The sequence below is a fragment of the Arthrobacter sp. TB 26 genome (assembly GCF_000427315.1).
Classification (GTDB): domain Bacteria; phylum Actinomycetota; class Actinomycetes; order Actinomycetales; family Micrococcaceae; genus Arthrobacter.
Genome location: NZ_AUPJ01000504.1, coordinates 13,132 through 33,411, shown reverse-complemented (window position 1 = coordinate 33,411; position 20,280 = coordinate 13,132). Strand labels below are relative to the sequence as shown.

The 20,280-nt window shown below is 64.0% G+C and carries 23 protein-coding genes; 8 read left to right on the top strand and 15 right to left on the bottom strand.

Features of this window, described 5'->3' with window-relative positions; all coding sequences use genetic code 11:
• From K789_RS0120000 to K789_RS0119975, 6 genes are all read right to left on the bottom strand, one after another.
• The coding region (locus tag K789_RS0120000) for a M20/M25/M40 family metallo-hydrolase (protein WP_237739652.1) at window positions 1-823 on the bottom strand (823 nt) is incomplete at its 3' end.
• A gap of 399 nt (window positions 824-1,222) precedes the next feature.
• Entirely contained in the window at window positions 1,223-1,867 is a 645-nt protein-coding gene (locus K789_RS0119995; protein ID WP_024368304.1) for an AAA family ATPase, read from the bottom strand.
• Between the two features lie 131 nt (window positions 1,868-1,998).
• The gene (locus K789_RS0119990; RefSeq protein ID WP_024368303.1) at window positions 1,999-2,523 is read right to left on the bottom strand and encodes a hypothetical protein; all 525 of its coding nucleotides are present in this window, start codon (window positions 2,521-2,523) and stop codon (window positions 1,999-2,001) included.
• 23 nt (window positions 2,524-2,546) lie between these two features.
• Window positions 2,547-2,876, bottom strand: coding sequence for a GYD domain-containing protein (locus K789_RS0119985; protein WP_024368302.1), 330 nt, complete (start codon window positions 2,874-2,876; stop codon window positions 2,547-2,549).
• A gap of 111 nt (window positions 2,877-2,987) precedes the next feature.
• On the bottom strand, window positions 2,988-3,464 hold the full coding sequence (locus K789_RS0119980) for an NUDIX domain-containing protein (RefSeq protein WP_024368301.1): 477 nt from the start codon (window positions 3,462-3,464) through the stop codon (window positions 2,988-2,990).
• The gene (locus K789_RS0119975) at window positions 3,461-4,096 is read right to left on the bottom strand and encodes a hypothetical protein (RefSeq protein ID WP_024368300.1); all 636 of its coding nucleotides are present in this window, start codon (window positions 4,094-4,096) and stop codon (window positions 3,461-3,463) included. The genes K789_RS0119980 and K789_RS0119975 overlap by 4 nt, the downstream gene beginning before the upstream one ends.
• A gap of 190 nt (window positions 4,097-4,286) precedes the next feature.
• Between K789_RS0119975 and K789_RS0119970 the strand changes: the two genes are divergently transcribed.
• Window positions 4,287-5,498 carry an alanine racemase gene (locus K789_RS0119970; RefSeq protein WP_024368299.1) on the top strand — a complete coding sequence of 404 codons (1,212 nt, stop codon included), beginning with the start codon at window positions 4,287-4,289 and terminating at the stop codon, window positions 5,496-5,498.
• A gap of 35 nt (window positions 5,499-5,533) precedes the next feature.
• On the opposite strand, the gene K789_RS25505 is transcribed toward K789_RS0119970, so the two are convergent.
• Both K789_RS25505 and K789_RS0119960 read right to left on the bottom strand, forming a co-directional pair.
• Window positions 5,534-5,680, bottom strand: a complete 147-nt coding sequence (locus tag K789_RS25505; RefSeq protein WP_157835700.1) for a hypothetical protein — start codon at window positions 5,678-5,680, stop codon at window positions 5,534-5,536.
• Window positions 5,677-5,901: a winged helix-turn-helix transcriptional regulator gene (locus tag K789_RS0119960; protein ID WP_024368298.1), complete on the bottom strand. Its 225-nt coding sequence runs from the start codon at window positions 5,899-5,901 to the stop codon at window positions 5,677-5,679. Before K789_RS0119960 ends, K789_RS25505 begins: the two co-directional genes overlap by 4 nt.
• 469 nt (window positions 5,902-6,370) lie before the next feature.
• Between K789_RS0119960 and K789_RS0119950 the strand changes: the two genes are divergently transcribed.
• From K789_RS0119950 to K789_RS0119935, 4 genes are all read left to right on the top strand, one after another.
• The gene (locus K789_RS0119950; protein ID WP_024368296.1) at window positions 6,371-6,574 is read left to right on the top strand and encodes a hypothetical protein; all 204 of its coding nucleotides are present in this window, start codon (window positions 6,371-6,373) and stop codon (window positions 6,572-6,574) included.
• 29 nt (window positions 6,575-6,603) lie between these two features.
• On the top strand, window positions 6,604-7,110 hold the full coding sequence (locus tag K789_RS26320; RefSeq protein WP_024368295.1) for a SulP family inorganic anion transporter: 507 nt from the start codon (window positions 6,604-6,606) through the stop codon (window positions 7,108-7,110).
• A 101-nt stretch (window positions 7,111-7,211) separates the two neighbouring features.
• Complete coding sequence (locus K789_RS0119940) at window positions 7,212-8,807, top strand: MFS transporter (protein ID WP_024368294.1); 1,596 nt, start codon at window positions 7,212-7,214, stop codon at window positions 8,805-8,807.
• A gap of 116 nt (window positions 8,808-8,923) precedes the next feature.
• Window positions 8,924-9,310, top strand: a complete 387-nt coding sequence (locus K789_RS0119935; RefSeq protein WP_024368293.1) for an SHOCT domain-containing protein — start codon at window positions 8,924-8,926, stop codon at window positions 9,308-9,310.
• A gap of 46 nt (window positions 9,311-9,356) precedes the next feature.
• Here the strand turns inward: K789_RS0119935 and K789_RS0119930 are convergent, their stop codons facing one another.
• From K789_RS0119930 to K789_RS0119910, 5 genes are all read right to left on the bottom strand, one after another.
• Window positions 9,357-10,022, bottom strand: coding sequence for a GAP family protein (locus K789_RS0119930; protein WP_024368292.1), 666 nt, complete (start codon window positions 10,020-10,022; stop codon window positions 9,357-9,359).
• Between the two features lie 39 nt (window positions 10,023-10,061).
• Window positions 10,062-11,216, bottom strand: coding sequence for an AI-2E family transporter (locus tag K789_RS0119925; protein ID WP_024368291.1), 1,155 nt, complete (start codon window positions 11,214-11,216; stop codon window positions 10,062-10,064).
• A gap of 51 nt (window positions 11,217-11,267) precedes the next feature.
• A complete protein-coding gene (locus K789_RS0119920) occupies window positions 11,268-12,956 on the bottom strand; it encodes a glycoside hydrolase family 15 protein (RefSeq protein ID WP_024368290.1) in 1,689 nt (562 codons plus the stop codon).
• A 41-nt stretch (window positions 12,957-12,997) separates the two neighbouring features.
• Window positions 12,998-13,384, bottom strand: a complete 387-nt coding sequence (locus K789_RS0119915) for an SHOCT domain-containing protein (RefSeq protein ID WP_024368289.1) — start codon at window positions 13,382-13,384, stop codon at window positions 12,998-13,000.
• Window positions 13,385-13,468: 84 nt separating this feature from the next.
• Window positions 13,469-13,930 carry a hypothetical protein gene (locus tag K789_RS0119910; protein ID WP_084507723.1) on the bottom strand — a complete coding sequence of 154 codons (462 nt, stop codon included), beginning with the start codon at window positions 13,928-13,930 and terminating at the stop codon, window positions 13,469-13,471.
• Between the two features lie 325 nt (window positions 13,931-14,255).
• Between K789_RS0119910 and K789_RS0119905 the strand changes: the two genes are divergently transcribed.
• The 3 genes from K789_RS0119905 (at window position 14,256) to K789_RS0119895 (ending at window position 17,022) form a co-directional block, all read left to right on the top strand.
• Window positions 14,256-15,653, top strand: coding sequence for a DUF2252 domain-containing protein (locus K789_RS0119905; protein ID WP_024368287.1), 1,398 nt, complete (start codon window positions 14,256-14,258; stop codon window positions 15,651-15,653).
• A gap of 57 nt (window positions 15,654-15,710) precedes the next feature.
• A complete protein-coding gene (locus tag K789_RS0119900; RefSeq protein ID WP_024368286.1) occupies window positions 15,711-16,088 on the top strand; it encodes a PLDc N-terminal domain-containing protein in 378 nt (125 codons plus the stop codon).
• A gap of 103 nt (window positions 16,089-16,191) precedes the next feature.
• Complete coding sequence (locus K789_RS0119895) at window positions 16,192-17,022, top strand: class II glutamine amidotransferase (protein ID WP_024368285.1); 831 nt, start codon at window positions 16,192-16,194, stop codon at window positions 17,020-17,022.
• A gap of 41 nt (window positions 17,023-17,063) precedes the next feature.
• On the opposite strand, the gene K789_RS0119890 is transcribed toward K789_RS0119895, so the two are convergent.
• Both K789_RS0119890 and K789_RS0119885 read right to left on the bottom strand, forming a co-directional pair.
• Complete coding sequence (locus K789_RS0119890; RefSeq protein ID WP_024368284.1) at window positions 17,064-18,440, bottom strand: hypothetical protein; 1,377 nt, start codon at window positions 18,438-18,440, stop codon at window positions 17,064-17,066.
• A gap of 252 nt (window positions 18,441-18,692) precedes the next feature.
• Window positions 18,693-19,253, bottom strand: a complete 561-nt coding sequence (locus K789_RS0119885) for a potassium channel family protein (RefSeq protein WP_024368283.1) — start codon at window positions 19,251-19,253, stop codon at window positions 18,693-18,695.
• Window positions 19,254-20,280: the final 1,027 nt, after the last annotated feature.

The following is a 20,280-nucleotide window of genomic DNA, read 5'->3' as shown; positions in this document are numbered from 1 at the left end:
CGGACATTTCCTTGAGCAGGTCCGCGTCGGTATTGCTGAGGGTGTCGCAGGCCTCGTGGTAACAGGAGTCCAGCTTCTTGCCGGCCACTCCGCCGTAGGACTGCACCTGGGCCTTGGTCTTCTTTTCCACATCGCCGCTGAACAGCCCGCCGCCGGGAATGCCGGCCTGCAGGAACGCGTCGTAGTCGGAGCCGCCGTCAAAGGGCGTGGTTTCCGCCGGCAGCGAGTTGTCCTGGAAGAAGCGGAAGAAGACCTTTTCGATCTGTTTCGAACCATTTGGCCCGGCGTGACCGAAATCCGAGCCGTCGCCGTCGTGGATGGACCGCACCCCGTTCGGGGAGGCCATCATGTCCACGTTCAGGTTGGCAACGGTCTGGGCCTTCTCGGCCTTGCTGAGCTCATCGACATAGTGCTGGGAACCGTAGAGGCCGTCCTCCTCGCCGCCCCAGAACGCAAACCGGACCCGGTTCACCGGGGTGATTCCGGTCTCCTTCATCCACTTCGCGATCTCAATGATGGCCGCGACCCCGGAGCCGTTGTCGTTGATGCCCGGGCCCTCGGGCACGGAGTCCAAATGCCCGCCCACCACCACGGTGTTCTCGGCACTGCCGCCGCTGTCGGCCAGGATGTTGAAGCTCTCCACCTGCTTCCGGTTCCTGCCCTCGCCGCGGAAGGTGAAGGTCTGCCGGACGGGGTTGTACCCGGCAGCGCGCAGCTGCTCCTCGACGTAGCGGGCGGATTCCTCATACCCGGACGTCCCGGACGCGCGGTTGCCGCCGTTGTCATCAGCAATGCGCTGCAGCGCTTCCAGATGGCCCGTCATTCCCCGGCCCTTGAACGCCTCCAGCACCGCGCGCGCATCCACCCCGGCTACGGGCTCCAGCCGGGGAGCCGCAGTGCTGGGGACCGTGGACTTACTGGTTGGGCCGATGGGGCCCGTGGATTTACTCGTTGGGCCACTGGTCACGCCGTCGGACGGAAAGCCGATGGGGGACCCGGCCGCGGACTCTGACGTACAGGCCGTCGCAGACAGCAGCAACGCAGCGAGGACTGACGGAAGTACGTGCTTGCGCAGAGTCAACATGCTGGGAAACCCGTCATTAGTCGGTTTCAGGTCGAATAATCAGGACGCTCGCCACTGACGGCCGGTAGGTCGCGGTCACCATTGAATCCGTGAATACCACTATCAGTTACGTCCATTCTTGTTGTTCCCGCTGTCTCTTCAATAGCGCTTCCCTGTGAAAATGCTGTGCGAATGGGTGTCGGCAGGATTCCCCGGGGCGAACTCAACGGCCCGCCTTCCGCTGGCCGCGAGGGCGGCCTGCAGCCGGGAGAGCACCTCCGAGGGCGGACCGCCCGCAGTGATGCTGGTGAACCTGGGGAATTCGGGGAGTGATTGATAGGCGCCTCGCAGGCATTCCAGATCCTCGAGGCGCTCGGAGTCGGTGCCCCGGGCGGCGACCCTTGCATGGGCCTCGTGGGGGTCAACGTCCAGGTAGACGACCAGGTCAGGTTGGGGGAGTGTTCTGATCAGGAAGGGCAGCAAACGTCCCCGGGGAAGTCCGTGCATCTTGCGCAGTGCGAGCTGACAGTGAAGGTGCCGATCCATGACGGCCAAGCCCTGAAAACGCCGGGCGCGGCGGTGTGAATTAAGGACGTTGACTGTGCGGACTGCCGTCTCAAGGAAATCCGCAAGCCGTGTGGGCATACGGACTCCCAGCGTGGCACTCATCAGCGACATCCTCCGGCGACCCGCATAGTTGGGGAGAAACAGGGCGCTTTTCCCGGCCTGGCGGGCGGCATCGACAAGGGCTTGGGCCGCCGTCGTTTTCCCCGACCCGTCAATTCCGGTGAGCACGATCAGCAAGCAGTCTCCTTTGGTGGGTGTGGGTGTCAGGCCGCTACCTAACCCAACGATCGAAGGCCCCACTTGATCCCGGCCGCTCCCGGGCGCTGAACGCGGGCGTGCGATAGGGGCGGTGGTTCAGGCGGGAGTATTCAGAGATTGTGGGCCAGCAACTCGAGCCCGATCACCACCATGCTCAACACCACTTCAGCGAGCACAATCACGGCTTTGAGGTGGACCGGCAGTTCGAGCCGCCGGATTGCGAGGTAGCCGATGACGAGGAGGGTCACAACGAGAACCACCACTGCCCATTGAAGTGCCACAGCCGTCGACCAGAGTCCAAGGCCGGCTGCTGCGAGGAGCAGGAGCGGTGTCACCAGGACGCTGAGGGCCTCGGTGCTGACGGCGATCATGTGATTGAGTTCGTGACCGCTGGGAAGTTTTGCGTGGACCGTCAGGTGGCTCAGCAGATCGGCGACGAAGATTCCCAGCAGTGAACCGACCACCACGATGCTGAGGGTTGCCGCCGCGGCGCCTGGCGTTGTCTCGTCTGCGTGGCTCCTTAGGGCCAGCACCACAGCCAGGCTGGTGAAGCTGATGTAGACGCGCTCCTTGAGGCTCTCGGCGCGTTGGCGGGGAGTCGGTTCACGCCGCCCGATCGGCTCGATGGCATTCATCGAAGGGCTCTCTGTGGTTGGTCCTATCTGACGCCGGGGGCCCGGTACTTCACCTCTCCGGCCATCCGCAGGGCCTCCAGCGTTTCGTCGACTGTCAACAGTACGGTCGTTTCCAACGAACTCAGTGCACCGCCTCCGGTGATTGCCAGCGCCACCGCGGCCATGGAGACGTTGTCAGGGGCCTCCCACAGGTTGTAACCGTCGTGGGTGCCGAACGCGTACCAGAAGCCGTGGAGCTTTCCTCCGACCGATTCGATGTAGGCCTGGGCGGCTTTCCCGCGGTCTTCCGGATTGCTGATCATCCTGGCCCAGGTCTCAGGGGTGTAGCTGAACTTCGAAAGATAGAGCGGCATAGTATTTCCCTTCGTTCGCTGCGGGAAAGATTCGGATTCCCCAAGAATGGCACTCTGGGGCCGGACCATCAATGGGAGTCGGGTGCGGAAAAGGTTGCCGGGAGCCGCCGGTCAGGTGCCCGGGCCCGCCAGATGCTGGATGAGCGCGTCGAGGATCGGCAGCTGGCCACCCACCAGCTTGATGCGGGCTTGGGTCACCGGTGTCCATTGGGCGGCATCGATCTCCGGGTAGCTCCGGACTATGCCGGATCCCTTGGGCCATTCCAAGGGGAAGGTGTTGCTCACGATCCGTGCGGGCGCAAAGTCGGACTCGGCAGTGAACACCGTGATGATTTTGCCCGAAGGCTGCCGGAAAGTCCCCAGGGGGATGTAGCCGGCGGCCGGTGCAGGGTGTCCCATTTCTTCGGCGAACTCGCGTTGCGCGGCGGCCAGCGGGTCTTCGTCCGGGAGGTATTCACCTTTGGGAATTGACCAGGCCCGGGCGTCCTTGCGCGCCCAGAACGGTCCGCCCATATGGGCTATCCACACCTCCACCTCCGATCCGGGGCCGCGGCGGTACAGCAGGAGGCCTGCGCTCGTGACTGTCATGTGCCCTCCAGGCCTCCGGGTCCGGATGCCGTGGTCCGCAATGCCTGGCCGACACCGGGGGCGGGGAGGTGCTGGCGGTTCCTGATCCGTGATGCGCCGAATTCGATTGCCAGGGGTTTGATCGCCCAGGGCCCGCGGTCCCTCGTCCTTGGGCGGCCCACAGCAACGTGGGGTGTCCACCGGGGATACCTGAATCCGAGGGCCGGTGAGCTGAGGATGAAGTCATCGACGTTGTCCACCAGCAGCTCGTCCAGCAGCTCGTGCAAAGCCTTCACGAGGGAGACCTGATACTCCTGCACGTGGCGGGGCACGTCCACTTCCAGGCCGCTCACGCGCCCGCCGCCCAGCAGGACCAACCGCTCAGCCCGTGCGGAAAAGGCGCCCAGGGTGGGAAGCCCCTCCAGCCAGGCAGCCGCAATACCTGCGGCTTCCCCGGCGGCCGTGATGCCCTTGGTCCAGGCCGCAATGTCCTGGGCGAAGTCCTCCAGCACACCGATATGCAGCAGGGTCAGGTGGAGCCCCTGCGGCCTTCTCAGTGCATCGACGCAGCTGCCCAGTTCCTCGTAGTCCGGGGGACCAGATCCAACGCTGAGTACTGGCACCTCCACCGTGATGCGCGGAGACGTGTGCATCCGGACCCCCTCTCGTCCGTGCTGGGCGGTGGCTCTCGAGGCCATTATCCTCCCGGCCGGGAATGGCGCGGGTTACCTGCGGAGCCGGTGGGAGCCGGGACGCTGCATGACACAATCAACGCATTGCCCACATCGACCCCCGCTGACGCCACCTGCGGGCGGGGAAGTCCCAGGATTGAAAAGGAGCACTGTGAGCAGCCCGACCCAGCGCCAGAGCGGAACCGCCGAAGATATCCCTGCCAGAGCTGCCACCGCCCCGGCGTATCCGCAGCTGCGGCTCAATGTCGACGCCCTCGACAACAACGTCCGTGTGATGGCCGCCTGGTGTCAGGACCTGGGCGTGGAGCTTGCCCCCCATGTCAAAACGACCATGTCCGCACCGATCATCGAGCGGCAGGTGGCTTCCGGCGCCGTCGGCGTCACCGTCGCCACCGTGGACCAGGCCGCGTCGGTTCTGAACTGGGGGCATCAGCACATTCTCGTTGCCAATGAGATCGTCGACCAGCGCGGCCTGCTGCGCCTCCGCACCTGGCTGGAGGAGGATTCCGGCCGGGAAATCCGCTGCTTCGTGGATTCCGCCGCCGGTGTCGGGGNNNCGGCCGCCCGGGCCTTCTCCGGAGCGGCCGCCACCCTGGAGGTGCTGATCGACGTCGGCACCCCGGGCGGACGCACGGGAATCCGGAACCTCCCCAATGCCCTTCGCCTGGCCAAGTTGGTCCACGGCATGCCCGGCCTCCGGCTTGTCGGTGTTGCGGGGTACGAAGGCGTTGTCCCCAACAGCAGGGCGGAGTCCACCATCAACGCCGTCGACCGGCACTGCAGGCTGGTGCGGGACGTGTATCTTGCTGCAGCCGAGTACTTTGAGACTGCCGACCCGATCTACTCCATGGGCGGATCCGCGTTCCCGGACCGCGTCGCGGCTCACCTTCCCGATGGCAGGCAGGTGCCTGGAACCAGGAGGATCCTCCGGTCAGGCTGCTACGTCACCCACGATCACGGCACGTACGCCAGCGTCAGCCCGGTTCCGGGGCTGGTTCCGGCGCTTTCGGTCCGGGCTGTCGTGCTGTCCGTTCCCGAGGAGGGCATCGCCGTCGTCGGGGCCGGGAAACGGGACCTTCCTTACGACGCCGGACTGCCCGTTGTCCTGTCGGCCCGCACGGCGGACGGCGTCCCAAAACACGGTGCAATCGCCCATGTGCGGAACCTTTTCGACCATCACGCCGTCCTGACCGGAGCGACGGGACTGGACGTCACGGATGTGGTCGACTTTGGGATCTCGCACCCCTGCTCCGCCTTCGACCGCTGGCCCCAATACGTCGTTACCGACGGCGAGGGACGCGACACCGGCGTGTGGCAGACTGACTTCCACCGCTCGTCGCTGGCACCCACCCAACACTCCTGAACGGCCGGGGAACACTGCCCAATGTCAGGGGAGCGCTACCTGCCGAGCGCCCGGGACAGGAGGAGCCGGACGGACTGGGCCGCGGACTCGCGCCGGCAGGGCCCGTTCCAGACGATGAAGTTGGCGAACCGGTGGGCCCCGGGACGGCCGGCAACCCGGGCGGCAGCATCGAGAACAGTCACGACGCCGGCCTGCCGTTCACGGCTTCGGCGGAGGCTGGGGTAACCGGAGCGTTGACGATTTCACTGGCGTGTTCGGCGATCCAGCCGACCAGCGGGAGCAGCACGGCGGCCAGTTCGCGACCGCGGCTGGAGAGGCTGTAGTCCACTCTGGGCGGGATGATCGGCTGGGCATCGCGAAGGAGGAAGCCGTCCCCTTCCAGAGTCCTGAGCGTCTGGTGCACTACCAGGATCTGCCGGAGGAGCAGTACACAGGGATGCTGGTGGGTGCCGGTCTGCCGGAGGGTTACGCGGCGATCCTGGCCGACAGTGCACTAGGCATTCCGACCAGGAAGCGGCGTTCCGGAGACTGGCCATGCGGGGCCTGTGTCCGGGGTGCCGCCAAACCCTGCATAACCAGGGGGCCGACGACGACTGGGGGAGAGAACCCCGGTCTCAGAGGGCTCTCAAGCGTCGCCGACCCCGTCTCGCACCGGAATCCCCAGCTCCGGCAGGCCACATGAGGCCGGCCCCTTGCCGCGTTCTGCGTGGGCGCCGCCTCTACTACCATTCAACACCCTGCGGGCCGTATCGGGGAGGGGCTTGACGTCCGCCAGGCGCCTTGGGCTGCAGGGTTTCATCCTTTCAGGGTGACGGCACCCGGACGAGGCAGCCGTAGCGTGGGGGGTATTCCCAGGCGAAGCGAGGTGAACGGTGTTGGCCCTGAGGAACCAGGCTGCGGTCACCTCCGCGTCGCTGGTCTTCGCCTGGCTGATCGTCCTGATCCGTAACCTCGCCGCCGTCGACGCCGACCACCTCGACCCGGCCCCGCAGGCACGTCCACAGTCCCCTCGCACGGATTCCGGAGGCGGTCCTGCAAGCTCAGCTGGACTGGAACGGACAGCTACCGAGCCCTGAAGCGGTGGAAGCGACGGGAAGGACGGGGTATGAAAAAACCGCAGCGAGGCCACCTGGCTGCCGTGTCCATCGCCGGTCAACTCCGTTCCTATGACCGCGCCTGGCTGAGGGGCGATCTCATCGCCGGAGTCACCGTCGCGGCCCTGATCATTCCGAAGAATCTGGGGTACGCCGGTATCGCGGGGATTCCGCTGCAGAACGGACTGTATGCGGCGGCGGCCGGTGCGATCGTGTACGGGATCTTCGGCTCCTGCCGGCAAATCTCGATGGGTCCCAGCTCAGGTTTGGCGGCGGTGGCTGCGAGCGCCGTGCTCGATTCCCAAGGCGCGGCAAAGATGGCGGACATCGCGGACCTCGCCCACGACGCCGGCGTCACGCTGCGCCTCGCCCGGCAGAAGCCGACGGTACGGGCGATCCTCGGAAGGGACGGAGCGATCGAGCGCATCGGCGAGGACAAGATCCACGGCAAAATCTTCCGCGCCGTGCAGGCGGAACAGGGGGCCGCAGGGCAGGGGCCCGACGATATGCAGGGTTAGGCAGCCTGGCTGCAAGCTCACCCACCGGGAATGATTTGCGCGCCAACCCGGGTGGCTAGCTTTGGTATAGCACATCCGACAAGTGGGGGAGACGACCACAGATGACCTCGCCAAAAGGTGGCAACACCCAGGCAGAGCCCTTCAACGGCAGACTGGCGTTGCTGCTGGCGATGGCGATGTTCGTCCTGGTAGTCGATACGTCGATCATGAACGTCTCGATCTCGGCCGTTGTAAGAGACATCGGTTCGACAGTTAGCGGCCTCCAGTCAGCGATTGCGCTTGAAGCGCTGGTTTCCGCCGCTTTCATCCTGATCGGGGGGAAAATCGGCGATCTGATCGGGCGCAAGCGCGCCTATGTAATCGGGCTTGTCTGCTATGCCATCGGCGCAGTGGCGATGACGATGGCCCAAAGCCTGCTTCCGATCATCATCTTCTGGGCCGTGATCGGCGGGCTGGGTGCCTCGCTCCTGCTCCCGGCCATGCAGTCCCTCATCCACGGAAATTTTAGGGGAGAGGCGCAGAAACGGGTCTATGCCCTGGTCGGAGCCTCGGCTGCGATCGCCGCGGCGGTAGGGCCCCTGCTCGGCGGGTTTATCACCACGTTCCTGTCCTGGCGGGTCGCCTTCCTGCTCGAGGCCCTCATCATCGCCGTCGTGCTTTCCGGCATCAAGCTCGTTCACGACGTGCCGTTCGTGGGATCCCGATCGTTGGACATCGTCGGTTCGGTCCTGTCCATCGTGGGCATGGGCGGAATCGTGCTCGGCATTCTGGTCTGGCAGGAGGGCGGCGAATCTGTGGGGGCGCTCCTGGCCGTGGGTGCGGTCGGACTGGGCGGTCTGATCTACTGGCTCGTCAGGCGCAAACGCCACGACAAGGCCGCGCTGCTGGACCCGGACCTGTTCCAGTCGAAAGCCTTCCGGTTCGGTGCCACGGGACAAATGCTGCAGCAGGTCGCACTCGGCGGCACTATGATCGTGCTGCCCATCTACCTCCAGATGGTCCTCGGGTACAACGCCATGCAGGCAGGGTTCTCGATCGCGCCCCTCTCGCTGACCATGTTCGCGGTTGCAATGCTCGCCGGAAAGAAGGCCGGGTCGCGTCGCCCGGCCAGCCTTATCCGGTGGGGTTTCCTGCTTTTGATCGTGGGCCTGGTGGTGCTGGTCCCGATCGTGCCGCGCGCCGATTCCGGTTGGTGGCTCCTGGTGCCGTTGATTATCTCCGGGTGTGGCCTGGGGCTGTTGGTGTCCCAGCTCAACAACTACACGTTGTCGCCCATTTCGGACGAGCGGGTCAGTGAGGCCGCCAGCGTGAACTCGGCCTCGGGGTCGTTCGGGTTGTCGCTCGGGCTCGCATTTGCAGGCGGCATCATGTTGGCATCGCTCTCGTCCATCTTCATTGGTATGGCAACGACCAGCACGGTTCTCGCGCCCGACCAGCAGCAGCAGGTCTCGCGGAGCTTGGAACAGGACGCCCAGGTGATGAGCGATGCGCAGCTTCAGGAACTCCTTGCAGGCCAACCGGAGGACGTCCGGAACGAGATTATCCGGATCAACACGGACGCGCGGCCCCTGGCGCTCCAGATCGCGCTGTTGGTTCCGATACTGGCCGGCGTCGGCGGGCTGCTTACGGCCTTCCGCATGATGCGGCTTCCGGATCCCAAGCCCTCTGGTGCCGGGGAAGGCGCGATCCTGGGTTGAGCGTTGCAGACGCCTTTACTAGCAGGGGATTTCACCCTCAGGGGATGAGGGATTCACCGCGGCGCCGCGCAGAGAATTACCTACACAGCCGCATCAAGTGAAAGTAGGGAAGCCACATGAGTTTCTGGGAGAACTTTTGGGATATCTTCTGGTGGTTCCTTTGCGTGTACGCATTCTTCGCGTTCCTGTATGCGTTGTTCGTCGTCATTGGCGACATCTTTCGCGACCACCAGATGAACGGCTGGTTGAAGGCCGTATGGATAGTTTTCCTGGCGTTCCTGCCCTTCCTGGGCGTCCTGGTGTACCTGATTGCCCGCGGAAAGGGCATGACCGAAAGGGCCATGGAACGGGTCCGGCAAAACCAGGAGGAGGCCGACGCGTACATCCGCCAGGTCGCTACGGCGAGCCCAACCGAAGAGATCTCCAAAGCCAAGGCTCTTCTGGACGCCGGAACCATCAGTCCTGCCGAGTTCGAAAAGATCAAGAGCAGCGTACTGGTCTGAGCGTGCATCCGGCGGATGGGCCGGGGGATACTGACTGGTGCAGCCGTCAGAGCTGGACGACGGTGTAGCCAACGATGAACACCCCGATCGCCAGTGTTGCGACCGCCGCAATCGTGCGCCCGTTGCGCTGCAGCCACGTGTAGATGGCGGTCAACGGCCCTTCGGCCCGCTCCGGGGAATGCAACCATATGGCGATCGGGACGACGACGGCGGACTGGGTCACGGCTGCGAAGGCGAGGACGAACAGAGTTCCCTGCAGCAAGGGCGGTTCCCGGACACTGATCAGCGCGCCGGCCGTTACAGCGAGCAGAATCGCTTTGGGGCGCAGATTCAGGCCCAGGCCCAGGACCACGAATTCCCACGGGCGGGCCGAATGGAACCTGGCCTTCATTTTGCCGAGCAAGACGCTGTCAGTCTCGCTTTTGTGCGCGAACAGGTATGCGGCATACCCCATCAGGAAGGCGCCGACCAGCAGGCCCAGCCAGGTGAGGAGTACGTCCTGATCAAGTTCCGGCCGGACCGGCAGCAAATGCATCCCGACGGCCGAAAGACCGACAACCACGATCGAGCCGGCAAGGCTGCCGACCAGGAAGGGCAGGGCTCCGCGGCGCGGGTTGGGGGAGAGCAGGATCATCATGGTGATGCTCACGGGCACGGTGCTGATCGCCCCGGCGAGGGCGAACAGCACCAGGTTGGTGACGAGGCTCAGCACGTGGCAGTCACCCGGCCTGGGCAGCACCCCGACGGCACGTCATGCCTTCGGCATGCTGCCGGGGTCCGGGCTGTCCGGTCCCCGCCGGGCCCGGCGGGCGCGGATCGCGTCGTCTTCTTGCTTGAGGATTACGTTGAGGTCCTTCTTGTCTCCCGTCAAGGGCCTCCACCAGGCCATGGACGGGTCTGAGTCGAGGAGGATGGTGCGGACCAGAAGGGTCAGGGGTACGGCAAGGATGGCGCCGACAGGGCCAAGGATGGTGGCCCAGAACAGCACGGAGAGGAAGGTAATCGTCTCACTGAGAGCCACCGCGTTGCCCACATATTTGGGCTGGATGATGGATTGGATGATGCTGTTGATCCCGCCGTAGATGACGATGACAGCGAGGACGGTCGGCCAGCCGCCGGTGAGGAACCCGAAGAACAGGGGTGGGACGATCGCGATGAAATAGCCGATGTTGGGGATGAAGCTGCAAATGAAGGAAAGTAACCCCCAGAGCAGGGCGCCAGGGACCTGCAGAATGACCAGGACGAGCCAGTTGAAGAGACCCTGGGCCATGCCGAGAACAGTGGTTGCAATCATGTACCGGCGGACGCCGCCGCCAAAGCCGTTAAATGCGGAGACCAGGGCCGGTCGGTGGAACTGCAGGTGCGTCAGCAGGGCAGGGATCTTCGATCCATCCACCGCCATGAGGATGAGCATCGTCAGAATGACGACGAGGCCGCCCACCAGGCTGGCGACATTCCCCAGGAGTCCTCCGAGGAACCCGACAATTCGGCCGGGCGTAAGCCCCTCCAGAACCGCCTGCGTCTGCTCGGCGCCGAAACCCACAGACTCCAGCGATTGGGTGAGGGAGGCGCCCAGTTGGGCCAGTTGCGGACCGTACTGCGGCAACAGCGCGGAGAACTGTGCCAGTGAGGCAACCAGGACCGCCGCGAAGGCCGTCAGTAGGCCGAAGACTGCCGCGATGGTGGTTCCTGTGGCGATTCCCCTGGGAACGCCGCGGCCCTGCATCCATCGCCGCAGCGGATGAACGCAGAGGGTGAGCACGAAGGCGAAGAACACGGGGGTGAAAATTCCTCGCATCGCGGAAATGCCGAAAGCGACGACGGCCGCGCTGGCCAATGCGAGCAGGATAGTGGCGGAGCGGGGGAGGCCAGGACGTGGATACGATTCCGCTGGTTCCGGCCCCATTGAGCCCTCCTTTATTGGCCTTGGAAATAGTCTAGGGTCCCGTCGGCCTTCTCAGTAGGGGCGGCGTGGCACACTCCGCGCCTGGTCAGGGTTGCGGGTTTTGCGCGCCGCTTCGTCCAGGCGGTCGTTCAGGGTGATGGCGGCGTCGATGAGTGCGAGGTGTGTGAATGCTTGCGGAAAATTGCCAATCTGCTCACCCGTGGGCGCGATCTCTTCGGAATACAAGCCGAGGTGGTTGGCGTAGGTCAGCATCTTCTCGAACGTGAGGCGGGCTTCGTCCACCCGGCTGGCCCGTGCGAGGGCGTCGACGTAGAGGAACGTGCACAGCGAGAACGTGCCTTCGGAACCGCGGAGGCCATCGGGGGAGGCGCTGGGGTCGTAGCGGTACACCAGGCTGTCGGACACCAGCTCCGAATCCATGGCGCGGAGGGTCGAGTGCCACATAGGATCGTCCGGGGCCACGAATCCGACTTGTGGCATCTTCAAGAGCGAGGCATCGAGAACTGTTTCCCCGTATTCCTGCACGAATGCCTCGCGTTCAGCGCTCCAGCCTTCGTCCATGATTTGGTTGTAGATCGCGTCGCGCTCGGCGATCCACCGGGCAAGGGGTGCCGGCCGCCCGTGCGCGGTTGCGACCCGGATGGCGCGGTCGAACGCCACCCAACACATCAGTCGTCCGTAGGTGAAGTCCTTGCGTCCGCCCCGGGTTTCCCAGATTCCTTCTTCCGGCTGGTTCCAGCTGTCTGAGACCCACTCGAGCAGCTCGCAGATGGCAAGCCACCCCGGTTGCCCGATCTCGCCTCCGAAACGGTCGAGGGAGTACACGGCATCCCGCGCTTCGCCGTAGATATCCAGTTGAAGTTGTCCGGCCGCACCGTTGCCGATCCGAACAGGGTAGGAGCCTCGATAGCCCTCCCAACCGGTCAAGATCTCCTCGGTGAGTTCGGGGCTGCCGTCGACGCGGTACATGATGTTCAGCGGGCCGGTGTCGCTCTCGAGGCGTTCCGTGATCCGGTCGCGGAGCCACCGGTTGAAGGCGGCGGCCTCGTCGACGAAGCCCAGCCAGCGCCCTGCATAGGTGGATTGACTCAGCCAACCGTGCCAAAAGCGTGTGGTGTCGTCGAGCAGCAGCTGGGCCTCTGCGGGATGCATCATCCGTGGCGAAACATCAGGACCGGTTTCCAGGACGACGCCGCGCATTTGGCCTTGTTTAGGATTCACAGTGGCACGCAGATCACCTGCGTCGGTGGCGTGATGGCCCGGCTGGTCGTCCCCGTCCCCGCGGATGAGGCTCAGTGCCAGCCGGGTTTCGCCGGTATCAAAGATTGCGCCGTCGCCGCTGAGAGTGAGGTGGTGGGATCGCCGGCCGTAGTCGTACCGGGGTGCCACTTCGACGTCGAACGAGATCTGTCCCCGCACAACCAGGCGGTGCTGTTCGCTGGCGGACTCGCCCGTGGTCGGCATGAAGTCAATCAGCTCGCCGACCCCGCCGTCCGTGAGGAACCGAGTGATGAGAATTGCCGTGTCGGGCAGATACAGCTGTTTCGTTGCGAAAGCCTTGTCGAGAGGCCGCGTGCTGAAGTGGCCGCCGCGGGAACGGTCCAGCAGCGAGGCGAAAATGCTCGGAGAGTCAAAACGTGGACTGCAGAACCAATCAAGAGTGCCGTCCGTGGCTACCAGCGCAGCCGTCTGCAGGTCACTGATGAGGCCGTGATCGGCGATCAGTGGGTATTGGTTCACGTGGACGACCTCCTCGGGTACTCTCACAAAGATTGGACGTGTCAGGCTGTGATCCTGGTCTTGATCCTTTCGAACTCGTCAGCGCTGATGGTTCCAGAATCCAGAAGGGCCTTGGCCTTGGAAATCTCGTCGGACGGGCTCGCTGAGGTCGCCCTGCGGATATAGGAGTCCGCTTCCGACTGGTCCCGGCGGGCCCGTTCCATTGACCGCTCGGCCATGCCCTTGCCGCGGGCCACCATGTACACCAGCAGCGTCAGGAAGGGCAGGAACGCCAGGAAGAAGATCCAGACGGCCTTCCACCAGCCGTTCAGCTGTTGGTCGCGAAAGAGGTCGGCAATGACGATGAACAGCGCATACAGGAATGCGAAGGTTGCATAGACGATGAAGAACCACCAGAAAATGTCCCAAAAGTTTTCCCAGAAACTCATGTGGATCCCCTGCTTTCAGTTGATGCGGCGTTGCCCGTGCACGCGGCCGTGGCGGGATTGAGGCGAACAGCGGTTCCTCCGGACCTAACACTTAACCTCGGTCAGGAGATCGCTGAGCGCGCCCTGGACGTTTGCGGCTTCGTCTCGCAGTGAGTCGACTGCTTCGGTCAGGGTGGCGTCGTCGGGCACGTCATTGACTGCGGCGGCGAACCTGTCTTCAGCCGCCGTGACGGCGTCCACACGCGTTTTGGCCGCGTTTCCAATCTCCTTGACCAGAGCGTCATAGGTCTTCACAACCTGATCCCGTGCCGCGCGTACCTGTTCCAACGTGGCACCTGGCTTGAGGGTGTCCTTGAAGCCTGTCAGGGCACCCGCAAAGGCGTCCGCGGCAGGGCACACCGGTGAGACAGTCGGCGTCGGGCTGGATGAACTCGCCTGCGGGCTGGAGGTGCTCGCGGGGGGACTGGTGGTGCTGCAGCCGCTGAGCAGCGCGATTGCCGCACCGAGCGCGAGCAATCGTGAGAGTACTGGCTGTGGTCTCGACATCGGAGGCCCCTCTCGGATGGGCATTCGCCTGGCAGCCCAATCACTGGCAGGTAGAACCATCGTTAGCCCGGGGCAAGGCCTGCGTATCACCCGCCGGGGGTGATATCGGGCGGCGCCGCAGTTGCCTTCAGCCCCACAAAACATGCCTTTTGACCCATTCCGTTCGGCATGGAGCAAGCCCTCACGGTCCGGGCCGGAGGACTGTTCCGAAGGGGCAGAGAATGTGGGAGGATGCGGGCATGCGAGCCAAAATACGGCGTAAGCCGCTGGCAGTCTGTCAACCTCGGGCGGGTTTGCCTCTGCCCTTCACCCACACGGGCCGGCCGTGAAAACCCCGCCGGGCTCCGCGCACAAGGAATCGATCGCCCGTGCCCAAGCCGCCGGGCGGGAGGCGCGGAACTCGCTGCCCCGCCGGGAATTCGCGGCCCTCCAGTTGCCGGAGCGGGACCCCGTCGGAATCCTCGAAAGCCAACATGCCACCCGCGTCCCGGATCTCATCCCGGTGCGTGTGGGCCGGATGCTGGAAACCCCGTTTTCCTTCTACCGCGGCGCCGCAGCCGTCATGGCGCATGATTTGGCCGATTCGCCGGTGACGGGTCACACCCTGATTGCGAGCGGCGACGCGCACCTCGCCAATTTCGGGCTTTTCGCAAGCCCTGAACGGCGGCTGATCTTCGACCTCAACGACTTTGATGAAGCCTACCCGGCGCCATGGGAGTGGGACGTAAAGCGCCTCGCCGCGAGCATCTGGCTGAACGGTCGGAACAGTTCCCACACCGAGGAACAATGCCGGACGGCAGTAAAGTCGTGCGTCCGCAGCTATCGCCAGGCGCTCAAGACCCTCTACCGCCATACCGCGACCGAACGCTACTACTTTCAGGTGGATGCGGAATTTCTTGCCACGCAGCAGACTGTGGCACACAAACGAATCAGGACTGAAGAGAAAAAGGCCCGCCAGCGAACGTCTGAACAGGTCCTCGCCAAGCTGACGTCGAGCACGGAGTCAGGGGAACCCAGGATCGTTGACCAGCCGCCGATAGTCCGTCATTCAGCGATAGATCCAGCACTGATGGAGGACCTTGTCGCCCTGTACCGGAGCACTCTCCGGCCGGATACGTCATTGTTGCTGAGCCAGTACCGGCTGGTGGACTTCGCTCGGCGGATCGTGGGGGTCGGCAGCGTGGGGACCCGGAGTTGGGTGCTCCTTTTTGAAGGTCCCGCGGGAGAGCCCCTGTTTCTGCAGGCCAAAGAGGCAGGGAAGTCTGTCCTGGAGACCCACGGGCGTGTGCTGCACGCGCCGGAGCCAGTGGAGAAAAACCTCACCACACGCGGGCAGGGATTCCGCGTGGTCGGTGCCCAGCGGATCCTGCAGGCGCAGTCCGACCCGTTCCTGGGCTGGATAAAGGACGTGACCGGGGAGGACGGCCTGCATCGGGATTTCTACATCCGACAATTCCGTGACATGAAGGGTTCGTTCACGCTGGCTGAAATGAATGCCCAGGAGACTTCGGACTACGGAGTTCTGTGCGGCTGGCTACTGGCGCGGGCCCACTCCCAAAGCCCTGACAGCGCTTTTATCCCCGGGTATCTGGGCGGCAGTGAGGTCTTTGATGACGCGCTGGCGGACTGGGCCAGGGGCTATGCGGACCAAACCGAAGCCGATCACGCGGCGTTGGGACAAGCGGTCAAGTCCGGGCGGCTGCCGGCCGAACGGGGAGTGTGACCCACGGTTGGTGCCAGGAGGCCAACACATCCAGCAATTCGACTGAGAGGAAACCACGTGAATTTCTGGGACTTCTTTTGGCTCATGATTTCCTTTGTTCTCTACGTTTCGTACCTGGTGGTGCTTTTCCTGATCGTCAAAGACATTTTCGCTGACTCGACCCGGAAAGGCTGGAGCAAAGCTGTCTGGGTGGTTGTTCTGCTCTTTCTGCCCGTCATTGGCGGTCTGGCGTATCTGATAGCCCACGGGCAGTCCATGGCCCTGCGCCAGGCTGCCCGGGGCGATGTGGCCCGGGAGGATTTCGAAGATTATGTCCGCCGTGCGGCAGGAACCGACCCTGCGGAGCAAATCGCCCAGGCCAAGACCTTGATGGATGACGGCGCACTGACAGCCGAAGAATTCTCCGCGCTCAAGAAACGCGTGCTCAGCCAGTAACCGGAACGCCTCCAGCCGCGGCGGGTCACCCGCAGGAGATGATGCGCGCCCACCAAGCCGGTGATGGAATCGTGATGGATTCCGGACTGAGGAGGAGAGTGACATGTGCCGTTGGCTCGCGTATTCGGGTTCGCCCGTGCGATTGGATGAACTCCTGTACAAACCCGCCAACTCGCTCGTAATGCAGAGCAAACACGCACGCCTGGGCGTTGAAACCACCAATGGGGACGGTTTCGGCGTCGGCTGGTACGGAACCGCGCCGTATCCGGGAGTGTTCCACAGTACCGAGCCGGCCTGGCATGACCGCAACCTGCGCGAGCTCGCGTCGCAGGCATCGGCCGGCCGCGTGTTCGCGCACATCCGGGCCACGACCGGCTCCGCGGTCCAACAAACGAACTGCCACCCGTTCCGCCACGGGCGTTGGCTGTGGATGCACAACGGGCTCATTACCGACTTCCTCACAGTGAAGCGGGACTTGGCCATGGCCGTCGACCCCGAACTCTTCCCCGAGATCGAGGGATCAACGGATTCAGAAATGTTCTTCTTCCTCGCCCTCACCTTCGGCCTGGAAATGGACCCGCAAGCGGCGGTCGCTGCAGCGGTTGGCCTTATTGAAGACGTCGGACGCCGCCACGGGATCGAGTTTCCGCTTCAGATGACCGTGGCAACGACCGACGGCGACACCACGTGGGCGTTCCGCTACTCCAGCGAAGGTCGGTCCCGCTCGCTCTTCCACAACACTGACGTCGCCACGCTTCGCGCCCAGTACCCGGACAACCCCATGCTCCAGAAGCTTTCGGACAACGCCCGGATGGTTCTGTCCGAGCCGTTGGGGGATCTCCGCGGCGCCTGGCGGGAGGTGCCGGATGCCACGTGCGTCGTTGTGCACGGCGGCGGAGAAGACCTGTTCCCGTTTTCGCCTGCAGCTGCCTAGCGCCAGATCGCGTCAGCCCCGGGGATCAGGTCAAGATTCCATCAAGATTCCGGGGAACCACCCGGTACCGGTTCGGCGGCATGCGCCTCGACAACGGCAGGCCGGCACAGGAGTTCGATCAGGAGGATTGCGAGGCCGGCAACGACTGCCGTCCAGATGGCCACGGCCGCCGTTGGGTACTGCCAGAGGATAAGTACCAGCACGGCAAGGCCGACGACGGCGGCCTCCAGGATCCGCCGGAAGCGGGCCAGCCAGCGTTGCCAGGGTTTCGCTTGCCCGGCGCCGACCTTTCCGGTCAGGTAGTCTCCGGTCCGCGCAAACCCTTGCCGGACAAACTCGGCAGGGCGCGAATGGCCGCTTAGGAAGGCGGCCAAGGCAATCAGCAAAGCCACAACGAAGACAAACCGCACGCCGGTCCGGAGTGGCGTCAAGAGGGTATCCACGAGCGTCTGGGCCGCGGCGGGGGACACAGCCGCCGGCGGGATCGTGCTGAGGAAGATGTCCAGCCCGATGGCAAGTCCGAGGGCGAGCACAGCCATGGCCACTGCAATGCCCAACCCGACATTGCTTGTAGTGTGCCGCCTCCAGCCCCGCGGCGCCACCGCAATGGCACCCAGGGCGCTCAGCACCGTCAGCCAGGCCAGTATCGGCGCGGTCCGGTCCAGTGTCCTGATTGCCTCTGTGGCCCTGACCAGTTCGGGGGACTGAAGCAGGGTGATCTGCGCATTAACCTCCGGAATTCTGGCCGCTATGTCGACACCTTGCTCCACAAGGAGAGTCTTGACCCGGGCAATTATTTCCTTCGTCGAGATCGTTACAGTTCCGCTCTCGTCGATATTGACAGTGCCGCCCGTGTTTCCCGTGGCAACGTTGACGAGACCCTGGTGCGCCACGCGGTTGACCTGGATCCACAGGTCCTGGAATTGGGGGCTCGCCACGAATTTGGAAACGGCGGTATGGATCAGGGTCCTGGTCTGCTCAGCGATGGCGGGGGCCAGCCCGGTAATCACACCGGCGACACGGGGTGCGGCCTTTCCGAGCTCGGTCATGGCATCCCGGGTGATGCCTTCAATGTCCACTGCTTCGGTGATCTGGGTGGTGACCTTGTTGGCGACCTCCGCCTGGATTGCCGGGTCCGAGGCCAACGGCGCGACCGTGGCGACATATCGATCGGTATCGAGTACTTCACTGCGCAGGTACAAGGCCGGTACGGTCGCGCAGGCCAGGACAGCAGTCAGTACCACCAGGAGAACGGCAACAATCCTGCGAACCAGGCCAGCGCCCCGTCCTGCCGGCGTCGCGATGGACTTTCTCGCGTCATCGCGTTCGAGCTGCAACCTGGCAACTTCCGCGCGTAACTGCAGTATTTCTTCCTGCTCCGGGCTACCGACAACTCTGGCCTCATCATGAAGTGACATGGGGACCCGCCGCCTCTGTATCTTCTCGTCGCACGGACTCAACTCGCGGGCCCGGAGAGGATTGACGAGTCGGCATCGCCTTCAGGAATTGGATAAAGGCGGGACAATCGGATCGCACCATGCGAACCACCTCCAACGTTTGGCTTCCCGGGCAGTCGTGACAATCCTTATTGTCCGTGCGGGGCGCCCGCCCAACCCCACCCGCCCGGGGTGATTTGTTGTTCGCGCGCATGGAACTCCACCTGCTGAGGTCTACCCCCGTAGACGCCGGCCCGCCGCAAAGAAGGCGACCTTTGCGACCATGACAAGGGCACCCAGGCCAGCGATCATCTGAACCGTCACGACTGCCCGCGCGAGCTGGCTCACGGGCGTGATGTCTCCGAACCCGACGGTGGCGAACGTGACGGTAGTGAAATACAGTGCGTCGACCCTGCTCAATGGCTCGGTAAACGATGAAGGGTCCGTTGTGGACATCGACGTGTAGAGCAAAGCAAAAAGGCACAGAAACATTAGGACGGTCTCCACAACAGCTTCGGCCGCGCGTACTTGGGGTACTTCTGCCGCGATGATCATGCGCAGTTGGAGGGCCAGGGCGCTCAGAAATACAAGCAGGACCCCCGCCAGACGGATCCACGCCGCAGCAGGATTGTCGTCGTTGAATCCGGCTACTGGAATAGCGAAGTAGAGGATGAGGATTATCGCCAGAAATGCAATGAGTCGAATTGCTGCGACAATAACGACGTGGCGCCTGGCGGCCCTGTCGAGCTGACGAACAAAGACCGGATCTTTCCGGTTACCCTGCTTTGCGGCCATGACTGATGTTACCCCCGCGAAGACATTCCGTACGCGCCCGTGGCACCCGTCGTCGGGGGCGCGTTATGTCTGCTTCAGGGGGCGCGAACACAAGGACCCAATGGCCCTGTCGCACTCAATAGCGCGTATCTAACATAATCACGTGGGACAGTCGAAAATCTCCGGGCGGGTCCCTGGTCCGCAATTTAGAATCCGGCCACCACTGCGAGGCCTGGGGGCATTAGAGCGCCCGCGTCTGGAGGACTGTGTGACCGCGGCCGCTGATTCTCACCGGGTGACCGTCGTGTCAGCGCCGGCCGGTTACGGCAAATCCACGGTATTGGGCGACTGGGTGCGCAGTTGCGATTTGCCGTGTGCCTGGTTGTCGCTGGACCGCTTCGATACTCAACCCGAACGGCTTTTTCAGGGTGTCGTCGGGGCAATTCAGGGCGCCGCAAGCCAGCATCCGCTGCCTGGTAACAACGCCCTGCTGGCTCTGGACCAGAATCTCGCCTACAACCGGGCAACGTCCTACGACCTCTTGCTCGGAGCACTTGAGCAACTCACTGAGCCGATTGTGCTGGTTATCGATGACGTCCATCTGGCCGGGTCGGGACTTGCCAGCGGAATTGTCGGGGTGCTCGCCGCCTCAGCCCCGCCGGCTTTGCGGCTGATCCTCTCCGGGCGTGGACATCCCCCCATCCAGCTGGAAAGGCTCAGGTACGGAGAAGGCCTTGGCAGGCTAGGCGCTGCCGAACTTGCCTTCACGCGGGTGGAAGTCGCCGAACTTGCGTGTTCGCTGGGACAAGACGCGGACTTCGATGCCGGACCCCTCTGGAGGCTGACTGCGGGATGGCCGGTCGCCGTCCACGCGAGCCTCAGCTCACTGGCTGAGGCCCGCAACGTGGCCGTCCGGGTCCCCAATATCGCATCCGCACACCTGCCTCTCGCCGATTACATCGCCGAGGAGGTCCTTGACCAGTTGGACCCGCCACTGGCGGACTTTGTTCTTCGCGCCACGACCTGCGACTGGCTGGGCCGCCGGCTC

Coding starts and splice junctions, on each gene's coding strand:
- K789_RS0119990 (WP_024368303.1), bottom strand. CDS start 2,523: ATGAATGCCATCGAGCCGATCGGGCGGCGTGAACCGACTCCCCGCCAA.
- K789_RS0119985 (WP_024368302.1), bottom strand. CDS start 2,876: ATGCCGCTCTATCTTTCGAAGTTCAGCTACACCCCTGAGACCTGGGCC.
- K789_RS0119980 (WP_024368301.1), bottom strand. CDS start 3,464: ATGACAGTCACGAGCGCAGGCCTCCTGCTGTACCGCCGCGGCCCCGGA.
- K789_RS0119975 (WP_024368300.1), bottom strand. CDS start 4,096: ATGCACACGTCTCCGCGCATCACGGTGGAGGTGCCAGTACTCAGCGTT.
- K789_RS26320 (WP_024368295.1), top strand. CDS start 6,604: ATGAAAAAACCGCAGCGAGGCCACCTGGCTGCCGTGTCCATCGCCGGT.
- K789_RS0119940 (WP_024368294.1), top strand. CDS start 7,212: ATGACCTCGCCAAAAGGTGGCAACACCCAGGCAGAGCCCTTCAACGGC.
- K789_RS0119935 (WP_024368293.1), top strand. CDS start 8,924: ATGAGTTTCTGGGAGAACTTTTGGGATATCTTCTGGTGGTTCCTTTGC.
- K789_RS0119925 (WP_024368291.1), bottom strand. CDS start 11,216: ATGGGGCCGGAACCAGCGGAATCGTATCCACGTCCTGGCCTCCCCCGC.
- K789_RS0119915 (WP_024368289.1), bottom strand. CDS start 13,384: ATGAGTTTCTGGGAAAACTTTTGGGACATTTTCTGGTGGTTCTTCATC.
- K789_RS0119910 (WP_084507723.1), bottom strand. CDS start 13,930: ATGTCGAGACCACAGCCAGTACTCTCACGATTGCTCGCGCTCGGTGCG.
- K789_RS0119895 (WP_024368285.1), top strand. CDS start 16,192: ATGTGCCGTTGGCTCGCGTATTCGGGTTCGCCCGTGCGATTGGATGAA.
- K789_RS0119890 (WP_024368284.1), bottom strand. CDS start 18,440: ATGTCACTTCATGATGAGGCCAGAGTTGTCGGTAGCCCGGAGCAGGAA.
- K789_RS0119885 (WP_024368283.1), bottom strand. CDS start 19,253: ATGGCCGCAAAGCAGGGTAACCGGAAAGATCCGGTCTTTGTTCGTCAG.